Consider the following 12,811-nt stretch of genomic DNA (forward strand, 5'->3'; position numbering starts at 1 on the left):
ACCAAGCAGCTACATACCAAGCGTTACGAAGAAGCATGACGTCGACCTCATTTCTTGTTTTTGTTTTTGAAACTTTCCTTGCTGACGCCATGCTAGAGGCGGATCATGTATGCGCATAGATCATGGAGCTAATACAGATCATGCACGCCATTCATGGTAAGAAATTCGACTTGAACCTGCTGCTCGCGTTCGACGCGCTTCTGCGAGAACGCAATGTATCTCGAGCAGCAGAGCATCTTGGCTTGACGCAGAGCGCCATGAGCCATGCACTACGACGTCTACGGGAGTTTTATGAAGACCCCCTCTTCGTCCGTATTGGCGATGCGATGAAGCCGACGCCTTTCGCAGAGGAGATGGGGGATTCAGTTCTGGAGATCGTATCCGCCGTACAGCACAAGCTGTTGGCGCAGGCCAGTTTCACCCCTATGTCTTCCACCAGGGTCTTCAGCCTTTGTATGACGGATATGGGCGAGTTGGTATTTTTGCCCCGGCTGATTTCAGAGCTTCAGAAAGTGGCCCCCCATTGCCGAATACGAACGTCGCAGCTACCCACCGAGCATATAGCGAACTCACTGGAGAGAGGTGATACAGACCTGGCTATAGGGTCACACTACATCCAGGACCCTAACCTTTTTCAACAAGAACTGTTTACGCACTCTTTTTGCTCTATCGTCAGTTGCACGTACCCTGGCAACGAAGTTAGCCTTGAACAATTCCTTGGCATGAAACATGTTTCCGTCGTACTTTCAGACAGAAGTACACGCTACGACCAATTCATCGACGAACTGGGTCATCAACGACAAATTTACCTTACAACTCCACACTTTATAACGGTCCCGATGATACTGGAGAAAAACCCGAATCTAATTGCAACCGTGCCCAGTGAACTGGGGAAAACGTTCCTACGCTACAACGCGGTCAAGGTAATAAAAACCCCGATTAAGTCCCCCAGCTTGCACCTGCGACAGTATTGGCACCCGCGCCATCATCATGATCCCGGAAATATATGGCTTCGCCAGTTGGTCAAGCTTCTTTTCGACAGGTATATGAGTTGAGGGGCGTGATATTGGCGCAATCTAATCATCCCCTCACTTCAATGATTGCGATAATTTACGAGGATAAAACTACTCTTAGTGAATAGGGAAAATGACGAAATTTCACCGATATGATTTTAGAATTGATCGCTAACTAACTATGTGGGCCTATCTGATTCAGCCGACAGGGGCTGAAGCAAGTTTTGTTTGGGGTATGCGCGAGCGGGCTCGCTCCCCACAGATTATGCGCTAAACCTGTGAGAGCGAGCCCGCTCGCGAAGAGGACGTTAGGGCTGCCGCCAAAAAATCCGGATCAGAAGTAATAACCGATGTTCATGTACAACTGGTTTTCCCACTGGTTACTACCACCAGCCCCCAGACTCTGGGTGAGGCTGCCGCCACCGATGACCGGATCATTCTTGCCGTACAACCATTCCGTGGCGATCCACAGTTTGCTGAGGGAGAACGAGGTGCCGAAAATCATCCGTTGCGAGGTTTTGAAATCGTCGGCGGATTTATCGAAGGCGCTGTAGTTGGCGTACAGCTTCACACCGCTGATCTGATCGAACAGGTACTTGCCGCTGACGTCGTAGCTCACATCCGCCACGTACAAGTTGCCGCGACTGGCGACGTTGAAGGTGCCGTCGTAACCGCCGAAAGTCACCAGTTCATCGGTGCCGGGGTTGCGCGGGGACATCTGCTGTCGCGCGGCTTGCAGTTGCACGCCCCACGGACCGTTTTTGCCGATGTAGTGCACCGCCATGGCATTGCGCCGGCCATCGTTGTTGGTGTCGCGGTTCTCCAGGGACGAGGTCAGGCCGGAGATCCCGACTTCGGACTTCCACGGCCCCAGGTCCAGCGCCTTGGCCACCCGCAGGACCACTGTGTTGCGTTCCTGGTTGTTACTGCCGTCGGTGACATAGCTGTCCGCTTCGGAGACCACGGTGGAGTAGGTTTCACCGTTGCTGGTGCCTTTGCCCTGCCAGGCCGGGCGCAGGTAATAACCGGCCTGAACATTCCAGTCGCCGCTTTGCTGGATGTACTTGGCACCGACTTCTTCGATGTCTTCCAGTCCTATGACGCTGCCCAGGGTTTGATAGAACGTGCTGCCGAAGTACGGCTGCAAACCGAACGGCAGCTGGTTCAGGCCGACCTGGACCTGCTGGTCGGGGTTGAACTTGTAGCCGATCCACGCCAACTCGGCGAACTGGACGTCACCGACATTATTTGTGTACTTGTAAGGGTAGGCTCGACCGTAGAAACGGTACTTGGCTTCGCCAATCCAGGTGTCGGAGTTGTACTTGGCGCTGAGGATCGCGGTGTCGAAGTTGAACGTCTGGATGTCGCGATCCGGGTCATAGTCCCAACGCGCCCGGACGGCACCACCGAGATCAAGGTTATCGGTAACCTGGATCGCCATCGCAGGGCTGGAAAGGGCGCCCAATAGCGCCAGTGGGGTCAATGAGCGCAAGGCCCGGGTTGTATTCAAGTTCATGGTCGCTCCGTCTCTTCTCTAGGTCTTATTTTTGGCAACAGCTATCCCGGCCACGGCAAAAGCGCGGTCTGGATAAAAGGGGTAAGGCCCGCCAGGACGAAGGCTGTTAACAGCGTCCAGGTGCGGGCCGGGAGGGTCAGCCGCCGGCGGCCTGCAGGGTCTGGGTGTAGCTATGCAGAGCCTGTATATGGCACCTCTTCATTAAGGCTGGGAGGTGTCTGACAAGCCGCGGTCATTCATACTCCCGCGTCAGCTGCGTTGCAGTTCTTCAACTACTGCCGCACAGGCACGGAAGGTATTCAACGTCCACTCTGGATTGATAAAGTCCGGCCAACTGGAAAGTTTTACGATTGCCACTTCAGAGGCTGGATCCCAATAGATACTCTGCCCAAATACTCCGCGCGCCGAGTAGGTACCTAGTTCACTGTCCAATACCCAGCACTGATTACTGTATGCCGCGCCAGGAAAGCTCTTGACGTAAAAGCCATAGAGAACTTCAAAAGCCGGTGTGGAACCACGGCCGCATTCACGCACAAACTCCTCTGGAACAATCTGCTGGCCGTTGAAACGCCCCCCCTGCAGATACATTTGGGCAAAGCGCCCCAGATCACGCAGCGTGGCGCTCATCCCGCCATCGGCCAATGCAGTTCCAACGCTATCGAGGGTGATATTCGCGTCTTGCTCTGCCCCCAGTCTTGACCAGATTTCCCGGCTCAGTAAAACGGGCAGCCGCTCGCCGCAAGCCCGCTCACAAACCCAGGCCAACATGTCGGTATCCACTGAGCGGTACTCAAAGTACTGGCCATGCTCACGGTCCTTACTCAGCGACTTCAACAAACCATAAATGCTGTCAGGTGACTCTCGCTCTCCCCGTTCACGCCAACCCGAGGCGATATCCAACTGAATGAATTCAGCATCAGGATCGGTGTAGTCCTCCCTGAATCTCACTCCCGTGCGCATATCCAGCAGATCCTGTACCCGAGCGTCGCCATAACCGCTTGCCGAAAGCTCGGGCACATAGTCGCTGACACGCGCTTGGGGATCGATTCTGCCCTGGCCGATCAATCTGCCGACCAGGCTACCGACGACGGTCTTGGATACCGATTGCAACAGATGCAACGTGTGCGGCTGCATACCGTTGAAATACTGCTCCGAAACCACCTTGCCTTGATGAAGCACCAAAAAACCATCGGTGTAGCTATCGGTCAAGAAGGTCGCCAGATCGGTTTGTCCRCCATCGACCCGCTGGAAACGTACGTCGTCCAGTGAGCGTTCGTTGCGCTCGAGTTCGGTGACCGGCTCGGGACTGCGATGAATAGCGGCCACCGGAAACAACTGGCTGATGTGCTGAAACGACCAGCGGTTATAGGGCGGACTGTCCCAATTATGCAGGCCGACTTGCTTTTCCCGGGGCGGCGGATAGCCCTGCATCAAACTTAGGTCCTGATAACCAATGCCGGGAGCGGTCATGTCTTTTTTATTGTACATAGGGGTTCAGCTCTCATCGTTCAGAGGGTGGTGGCAAGAAAAGCGGTGGCCGTGATCCTGGGTCTCGGCTGGCACCTCTCGGCGACAACGCTCACTGGCCCGCGGGCAACGGGGCGCGAAGTGGCACCCGGCAGGCCGGTTCAAGGGGCTGGGGATCTCGCCACTCAGGATTTGCAACTGGTCACGGCGCTCCGGGTCGATGGAGGGCACTGAATTGAGCAGCGCACGAGTGTAGGGATGACGCGGTCGGCCGAACACCTGTTCCACAGGCCCGGCCTCGACGATGCGCCCCAAGTACATCACCAGCACCTGCTGCGCCAGATACTCGACCGTCGCAAGGTCGTGGCTGATAAACAGGTAGCTCAGGCCATTGTCGGTCTGCAGCGTCTTGAGCAGTTGCAGCACCTGGGCCTGGACCGACACGTCGAGCGCTGCCGTAGGCTCATCGAGGATCAGCAGTTTTGACTCCAGCGCCAGGGCCCGGGCGATAGCGATACGCTGCAACTGACCACCGGAGAATTCATGGGGATAGCGTTCCATGTGCTCCTCGCCCATCCCTACATTTCCCAGCAGCGTGAGAATGCGCGCGTGCAAGGCGCTACCGCGCAAACCAAAGGCAACCTTCAGCGGCTCGGCAACAATCGCCTTGATCGTCATTTTCGGGTTCAGCGAGGCGTACGGGTTCTGGAACACCATACTCAAGCTCCTGCCCCGCGCCCTGGCATCAGTGGGCAGCGGCCGACCTTCGACCAGAATTTGCCCACTATCGGCTGGCAGCAGACCGAGCAAGGTCGCGGCCACCGTACTTTTGCCACAACCGGATTCCCCCACCAGCGCGACCGTCTCACCGACCTGCACCTCCAGGCTGATGTGGTCAATGGCGGTCACCAGGCCATCGCGGCTGGCGTAGGTCTTGTGCAACTGATTGACGCTCAACAGTGCGGGCTGTTTGTTGTTATTCATAGCCGTTTACCTTTCAAAGAAGCCTCACACCTTGACCAATATGTTGTGGCAAGCTGCCCAGTGCTCCTTGCCGATGACAACCCTCGGCGCAGCGTGATTGCAGCGTCCGGTGGCGCGTTCACAACGTGGGTTGAAGGCACAGCCAGCCGGGGGAGCCGCCATGTTCGGCACCTGCCCCGGGATGAAGCCCAGGGGCTGGGGTCCCTGCCCCAACTTGGGCACGGTGCCCATCAACTTCAGGGTGTAGGGGTGTGCAGGTCGCTTGAACACCTCGCCCACCGGACCGCTCTCCACCACTTCGCCGGCATACATCACCGCCACCCGGTCACAGAGCGAAGCCACTACCCCCAGGTTGTGGGTGATAAACAGAATCGCCAGGTCCTGCTCCCGTGCCAGTTTGCGCAGCAGGGCGATAATCTGCGCCTGCACTGTGACGTCCAGCGCCGTGGTCGGCTCATCGGCGATCAGCAGTTTTGGCCGACAGGCCAGCGCCATCGCAATCACCACTCGCTGCAACTGACCGCCAGACATCTGGTGCGGGTACTTGGCTAGCGCTAGAGAGGGGTCGGGCATGCTCACCGCTTCCAGCGAGCTCAGCGCCTCGGCGCGGATTTCTGCCTTACTCAGTTGCCGATGGCAGCCGATGACATCGATCATCTGCCGCCCGACGGTGAAGAACGGGTTGAGCGCCTTCATCGGATTCTGGAAGATCATCGCCGCGCCACCGCCACGCAAAACCGCCAGCTGCGACGCCGACGCGCCGTTGACCTGCTGTCCGGCGACCCTGACACTGCCTCCCAGCCGAGCGGCCTCAGGCATCAATCCAAGGCAGGACATGGCCGTCATTGACTTGCCCGAGCCCGACTCCCCCACCAACCCGAGGATCTCGCCGCGCCTTATCTTAAGGTCGATGCCGCGTACGGCCTGTACGGTCTTGAACAAACCAGGGAAGGACACCGTCAGCCCTTCCACTTCCAGCACCAGGTCTTGAGCTGCGTCGTTATTCGCAGCGGCGAGACGCTCAATAGTCGAATACTGCAAGGATTCGTCGATCATCAGCGCATCCCCTTCTTTGGATCAAGCACATCGCGCAGCCCGTCACCTACCAGGTTGACGGCCAGCACCAGGACAAAAATCGCCACTCCGGGAAACAGCACCGTCCAGGGATTCTCAAGTAACTGCGAGCGCGACGCCGCGGCCATCAGCCCCCATTCGATCATGGGCGGTTTGGCCCCCAGCCCGATAAAGCTCAGCGAGGCAGCGGCGAGAATGGTGTAACCAAAGTCCATGGAGCCCTGCACGATCACAGGCGTGGTGGCATTGGGCAGTACATGGCGAAGCAAGATACGGCAGTGACTGACGCCCATGGAACGGGCGGCATGGATATAGGTTTCTGAACGAACCCGTACTACCGCACCGCGCATGATCCTCGCGTACCAGGGAAACCAAGAGACAGCGAGCGCTAACATGGCGTTGGCCAATCCCGATCCCAGCGCAGCGGTGATAGCGATCGGCAACAACAGCGGCGGAAAGGCCAGAAACACATCTGAGAAACGCATCAGCAGCGTATCAACTCGACCACCGAAGTAACCGGAAACAAGCCCAATCGGAATCCCGATCAGCATCGCAATCAGAGTCACGCTCACTCCGATGATCAGCGAGGTGCGTGCGCCATAAAGCACCCGTGAAAGAATGTCGCGACCAAACTCGTCGGTGCCCATCCAGTGTGCCCAGTTGGGTGCCAGCAATTTCTGGGAAAAGACAATTTTGTTCGGTTCATAAGGTGCAAGCCAGGGAGCGAAGACTGCCGCCAGGATGATCAGCAGCAATAACAGCGCGCCGAATACAAACAACTTGTTATCGCTGGCAAACGCCAAGGCCTTGATACGCCATGATGGGGCTCGCGAGGACATGGACAGGGATACGTCTTGGATACTCATTGGACTCGCAACCTCGGATCAACAAGGTGATACAAGAGATCAACGATCAGGTTGATCGACAGATACGTCGTGGCCAGCACCAGGGTGGCTCCCATCACGGCGGGGAAATCATTCTGGGCAATCGAAAACACCACGAAGCCGCCCAGGCCGGGCCAGTCGAAAACGAACTCAACCACTACCGCACCACCGAGCAGGTAACCGAAGGTCAGGCCCACCACTGTCAGGAGCGGAATCATTGTCGCCTTCAGGGCATAGGCGTAATGGATACGCCACTTGGGTACACCGTAAGAAACGGCCGTACGGATGTACTCCTCGGATAGCACCTCCACCATCATGTTGCGGGTGATCCGGGTGACAGTGGCCAAGGTCACGATGACCAGGGTGAGCACGGGTAGCGTCAGGTGTTTGATGGCGCTCCACAGTGCTACGAAATTACCGGCCAGCAGAGTGTCGATCAGGTAAAAGCCTGTCACACGCTCAAAAGGGCTATCGAGAAGAATGGAAGCATCGATACGTCCTTGCAGGGGCAGCCAGTTGAGCTTGCCGTAGAACAGTAACTGCAAGCCCATGGCCAGGATGAAAACTGGAAACGCCGTCCCGGCGATGGACCCCGCTCGTGCCGCATTGTCGACCACTGAGTTCTGCCGCGCCGCTGAGATGACACCGATCGGCACCCCTAGCACCACCACCCAGAACATCGCCAGGAATGTCAGTTCAAAAGTCGCACCAACCCGCCTGACCACTTCCTCCACCACCGGCCGCCCGGTGCGCAGACTAGTGCCAAAATCACCTCGGAGAAGATCACCGATGTAATTGAAGTATTGGATCGGCAGAGGCTTATCCAACCCCAGTTTTTCCCGTGCGACGGCAATCTGCTCCACCGTGGGGTGGTTTCCCAGCATCATTTCTACCGGGGAACCCGGAAGAGCTCGGCTCAGAACGAAGGTGATGGTCAACACTCCCAAAAGAATGAAGAACATCACTATCAATCGCTGAGCTATATACTTCGCCATTTGGAATACCCCTTGTGGCTAAAAAACTTGACCCTGACTTCTTACGCCCTACATAAAAACCCCAAAAGTGGATTAACCCTTGAGGGAATGACCAGGCAAATTAACTAACTGCCTGGTTATCGATTTACATGGCAAATCAGGTATTACACGTACCACTTCATCAAGGACGACTCAGCATTCAGCGATTCAGGTTGTAGTAGAGAATCGCCTCATAAGCAGGATTCAGGCTCTTTTCCATACCCTTGATGTCTTTGCGGGAGACGCGTATCTGCTGCACGTCGGCGTACCAGATCGCAGGAGCGTCCTTGGCCAGTAGCTGCTGGGCCTGCACGTACTTTTCAGTGGACTTGGCCCGATCACTGCCTTCTAACGCCGCCGCCTCTTCGATCAACTGATCAAAGTTTGAGTTGCTGTAGTGAGACAGATTGAATAGCGTGGTTTTCTCTGTATGGAACTCACTGAAAAGCCAATCGCTGGGTGTCGGATACGTCGGCCACCAAGCCATAGATTGCATGTTGGGAGCGGTATCCAGCTTCTTTGCCTTATCCCAGATCACACCCCACTCGCCGGGGAGTAACTCCACCTCAAGGCCAACCTGAGACGCCGTCGCCTGGAATAGTTCTGCAGCGTTTGCATAGATGCCACTGATGTACTGCATCGAGACCTTCCAGTCCTGCTTAGGTACACCGGAGGCTTCCAACAATTGCCGGGCTTTATCCAGATCGTAAGAGGCCATAGGCACGCTGGCATGCCCCCAGATACTGGTGGGCAAAGGCCCCTTGGGAACACTGCCGTAGCCATGCAAAATATCTTTGGTGACACTTTCATAGTCCCAGAGGTACTGCAGCGCCTGACGAAATGCCAGGTTGTTCGTAGGGTACTTCTGGGTATTGATCAAAAATTGGAAATTCTTCCACGAAGGCGCGGTGCTCACCTTGATGGAGGGGTCCTCTCCCAACACCTTGAGCTGATCAAGAGGGATATCCCAGGCGACACCGGCCTCGCCATTTTTAATCATCTGGGTACGGGTGGAGGCTTCGGACACGACCTTCACGATGACCCGATCAAACTGCCCTTCTTTCCAACCTCCCCAGTAGCCATCGAAACGCTCAAGCACCACTTGCTGGCCCGGTTCGACCTGCCCAAGCTTATAGGGACCGGTACCGATGGCGTTGGGAGCCATCATCCAGTCATGCCCTTTCTCCACCGCCGCCGGGGCAATGATGTAAGCGGCATACTGACCTGCCGCGATCAGATTGGCTGGAGTGGGACTCTTAAACTTGAGCACTACCGTATCGTCAGCGAGGGCCTCGACGGTATCCAGACCGTTCCATACAAATGCAGCGCCCTGTTTCAGCTGCTTGACGTAATCAATGGACTTTTTGACGGCTGCGGCATTAAAGGCCGAACCATCATGAAATTTAACGCCGTGCCGCAGCTTGAAGGTCCAGGTCTTGCCGTTGTCGCTGCTTTCCCAGGACGTGGCGAGCCCGGGGGAAAACTCCTCAGCACTGCCTGGCGCGTTATATACCACTAGTGTCTCGTAGATATTGCCCAGCACCCGCACTTCCTCCGAAAAAGCCGAGGCCGGATCCCAATCCTTGAAAGAGGCTCGATCAGCAACAACCAACGTATTGTTTGCCGCATACACCAAACCACTGGTCAATGGCGCAGTAATGGACAGCGCCATCAACCCCGCCATCAATGTTCTTTTGAATTTCATAGGTGTTCCTTTTATTTTTATGGTGGGCGCAGCGGATCACTTGTAGAAACAGGCACTCATTCAACTGGAATGAATGATGTGATTGGCCGTTAACGAAACTGACATTTGAGTGGTGTATGGCATTATCGATCTGTCGCACAGCCAGCTCAATTTCGCGAGCACGAAGAAAAAAACGCCAGGTGACGCCCAGAAGCGTCACCTAGCGTCAATTTTTAGAAAAGACTAAAACAGCGGAGGGACGAGGTTGAACTCACCTTCTGATGGATGTACCAGCAGCCGCGACCTCACCTCGTCGGGAATCTCAGGGGCATCAATCGGAAAACAGCTGCAACTGGTGAGAGCGTTACGCAGGTCGATCGACTCGCCTAGGTGCTCAAATACGATATGGGCACCAAAAGGACGGCGGAAATTGTCACCCGAAACGCCGAGTACCAAGCCGTTGAKAAAACGGAAACGACTGCGGTAGGAGGGATAAAGCGCTGACCAGATATAGCCCCGGGACGAGAGGTACTCGCGCTCGACGATGTAAATCAGATCCGATGAGGCAAAGCAGAACCCACGATATTTATTGATGCCGAAACTGTTCAGTTGGTCATCGCCCAGCCTCATCCGCTCGTAGGTTTTACTCAGGATCTTTTCGCCGGAGCGGGTCAAGCGGGTAATCGACTTGATCACCTCCCCCGGCGCGGCAGGCGACATCAAATAGACAAAGTAGTAACCCTGGTACTTCGACAACTCCTGCGCGGAGCTCGGGAAAAAATCGGCTGGTACCGCACTGTCCGGCTCTCGCGCCGTGCGTTGCCTGTTGAGCAGAGCGCGGAAGGATTCATGCTCGGAGAATATTTCCTCCTCATCCACCCCAAAAAAAGTGCAGATCTTGCGCAGGGTAAAGGACGAGGGAGTCGCTTGCGCCCCCAAGTATTTGTTGAACTGCTGGCGGTTGATATCAAGGGAGCGGCACACCTTCGCCACCGACTTATAATATCCGCAGAGAAGGCGCAAGTTTTGACTGAAGTCTTGCATCGACTGAGATGAACTGGAACTGACCATAAAGAGTATTCCTAACGCCAGAATTGACAACATGCTGAACTAATCGTCGCTTGGGGTCACGGCTTCAAAAGCTCAGTGCAAGACAGTGCCTGAAAGTGGCGCAGAAGCTCGGCATTGCCAACCCGTGATCGACGCGAGCATTGAGCCCGACCATAGCGACTAGGTGAGGAAATATTCAACAAATACAAAAGCTTATCCAGCGATTCCTGACCCATCGGCAGAATTAACATCGGCTGCATATTTGTAATTCGCGCCTATTGCTACCCAAGATGTCACCGCTGTGGTCTTCATTAACACCACCGGTGCAGGCGAGGCCGGGGCAGGCACCAACGAAAAAGCCCCGAATAATCAGGGCTCTAACATATATATGTCGTGGCATTTTCCGTGAATACTACAACGGGCTTGCCTGTAAGCCATTTAGCAGGCCCGCTGCCTACTCTCACAGAATCGTCCGCGATACGACGCCAAACCTATCAAAGTCGAGCCGTACCCGTACTCAATGCCCCTGCGCCAGCCACCGCTGTGTATCCTCCAACGCCTTGCTGAAACAGTTGATGATCAGGTCGACTTCTTCCGCTGTAGTGACCAGGGGTGGGCAGAACGCAATGCTGTCACCAATGTTGCGGACAATCATGCCGTGCTCTTGGCAGCGAGCATTGAAATAACTACCGACCCGGCGAAGCGGCTCGAACCGGGTTTTCTCCGATTTATCTGCGACCAGCTCAACGGCGGCAATGAAGCCGACACCTCGGATTTCCCCGATTAACGGGTGGTCAGCATATTGCGAAAGGCCAGCTCGCAGTCGCGCCCCCATTTCGGCCGCGTGTTCTACCAGGTGTCGCTCTTCAATCAACTTGATGTTCTCCAGCGCCACTGCCGCAGCCACTGGGTGCCCGCTCGCGGTGAAGCCGTGTCCAAAGGTCCCGATGGTCGAACTTTGCCCCGCGATCTCCTGATAAATCCGTTCGTTGATCAACACTGCTGCAAGCGGTTGATATGACGAGGTCAACTGTTTAGACAGCACCATAATGTCTGGCTCGATGCCGAACGTAGTCGAGCCGAACATGTTGCCAGTGCGGCCAAATCCACAGACGACCTCGTCTGCTACCAACAAAATATCGTACTTGCGGCAAACCGCCTGGATCTTTTGCCAGTAGCCGCGCGGAGGAACAATAACCCCACCGGCCGCCATCAAAGGTTCGCCGATGAACGCAGCCACTGTATCGGGCCCTTCGCGTTGGATGAGGGTTTCGAGCCCTTTTGCAAGACGATCCGAAAATGCCTCCTCCGACTCGCCGGGTTCGCCGAAACGATAGTGATGCGGGCACATTGCATGCGCTATGTCCATCATAGGCAGGTCGAAAGCACGATGATTGTTCGGCAAGCCAGTTAGGCTCGCCGCAGCGACGGTCACGCCATGGTAGGCTCCGATGCGGGATATCACCTTTTTCTTCAGCGGCAGGCCACGGGCGTTATTGTAGTAACGAACCATTTTCACCACCGTGTCGTTGGCCTCAGAACCGGAGTTGGTAAAGAAAACCTTGCTCATCGGCACCGGCGCCAGCGAGATGAGCTTCTCCGCGAGATCCACGGCAGGCTGATGCGTTTTGTGAGTAAAGGTGTGGTAGAAAGGTAGCTTACGCATCTGCGTCATGGCCGCCTCGACCAGTCGCACCTCGCTGAAGCCAAGTGCCGCACTCCACAGGCCCGACATGGCTTCGATATAGCGACGCCCCTCGGTGTCATAGACGAAAACCCCATCCCCGCGCTCAATTGCCAACGGACCGACACCTTCGTGCATCCGCGCATCGGTATAGCTATGAAGGTGATGGGCTATATCCCTCGCGTACAGTGTGTCAGTGGTATTGGACATGGGTGTCTCCAAGAAAGAAAGTGACGACCCCGCTCACCTTAATAGCAACTTGGCGGGGGTCTGGATTTAAGTTTTGGCTGGGAAATTAGTCCGAAACACAGTCGTTCCAGACTAGCTTGCGGCACTTGGTTATAACGCGGTTATGGCATGAGAATCGCTGTGCTCTAACGTGGTTTTCCCCTTCGCTGTTTTTGACATTCAGCCCGCGCCCACTCATTTGAGAGCTGAGTTT

Annotated in this window: 10 protein-coding genes; 1 reads left to right on the plus strand and 9 read right to left on the minus strand. The window is 55.7% G+C overall.

The features are described 5' to 3' along the window. The first annotated feature begins 140 nt into the window (after positions 1–140). Positions 141–1,055 (plus strand): LysR family transcriptional regulator, encoded by a 915-nt coding sequence (locus AC1DU9_RS15645; RefSeq protein ID WP_223457496.1) that lies wholly within the window; start codon positions 141–143, stop codon positions 1,053–1,055. Between the two features lie 292 nt (positions 1,056–1,347). On the opposite strand, the gene AC1DU9_RS15650 is transcribed toward AC1DU9_RS15645, so the two are convergent. The 9 genes from AC1DU9_RS15650 to AC1DU9_RS15690 all read right to left on the minus strand — a co-directional run bounded on the left by AC1DU9_RS15650 (position 1,348) and on the right by AC1DU9_RS15690 (position 12,579). Further along, positions 1,348–2,529 carry a hypothetical protein gene (locus tag AC1DU9_RS15650; protein WP_150658880.1) on the minus strand — a complete coding sequence of 394 codons (1,182 nt, stop codon included), beginning with the start codon at positions 2,527–2,529 and terminating at the stop codon, positions 1,348–1,350. A 249-nt stretch (positions 2,530–2,778) separates the two neighbouring features. Beyond that, positions 2,779–4,017: a serine hydrolase domain-containing protein gene (locus tag AC1DU9_RS15655; RefSeq protein ID WP_223457495.1), complete on the minus strand. Its 1,239-nt coding sequence runs from the start codon at positions 4,015–4,017 to the stop codon at positions 2,779–2,781. A gap of 6 nt (positions 4,018–4,023) precedes the next feature. Beyond that, on the minus strand, positions 4,024–4,980 hold the full coding sequence (locus AC1DU9_RS15660) for an ABC transporter ATP-binding protein (RefSeq protein WP_159389621.1): 957 nt from the start codon (positions 4,978–4,980) through the stop codon (positions 4,024–4,026). Between the two features lie 24 nt (positions 4,981–5,004). Further along, a complete protein-coding gene (locus AC1DU9_RS15665; RefSeq protein WP_223457494.1) occupies positions 5,005–6,036 on the minus strand; it encodes an ABC transporter ATP-binding protein in 1,032 nt (343 codons plus the stop codon). Continuing rightward, positions 6,036–6,920 (minus strand): ABC transporter permease, encoded by an 885-nt coding sequence (locus AC1DU9_RS15670; RefSeq protein WP_223457493.1) that lies wholly within the window; start codon positions 6,918–6,920, stop codon positions 6,036–6,038. The genes AC1DU9_RS15665 and AC1DU9_RS15670 overlap by 1 nt, the downstream gene beginning before the upstream one ends. Beyond that, positions 6,917–7,933, minus strand: a complete 1,017-nt coding sequence (locus AC1DU9_RS15675) for an ABC transporter permease (protein WP_056723400.1) — start codon at positions 7,931–7,933, stop codon at positions 6,917–6,919. The genes AC1DU9_RS15670 and AC1DU9_RS15675 overlap by 4 nt, the downstream gene beginning before the upstream one ends. A 178-nt stretch (positions 7,934–8,111) precedes the next feature. Beyond that, on the minus strand, positions 8,112–9,656 hold the full coding sequence (locus AC1DU9_RS15680) for an ABC transporter substrate-binding protein (RefSeq protein ID WP_223457491.1): 1,545 nt from the start codon (positions 9,654–9,656) through the stop codon (positions 8,112–8,114). 222 nt (positions 9,657–9,878) lie between these two features. Next, entirely contained in the window at positions 9,879–10,706 is an 828-nt protein-coding gene (locus AC1DU9_RS15685; protein ID WP_477810450.1) for a helix-turn-helix domain-containing protein, read from the minus strand. 496 nt (positions 10,707–11,202) lie between these two features. After that, positions 11,203–12,579, minus strand: coding sequence for an aspartate aminotransferase family protein (locus AC1DU9_RS15690; RefSeq protein ID WP_223457489.1), 1,377 nt, complete (start codon positions 12,577–12,579; stop codon positions 11,203–11,205). Positions 12,580–12,811: the final 232 nt, after the last annotated feature.

Source organism: Pseudomonas sp. P4_C1 (genome assembly GCF_056402155.1).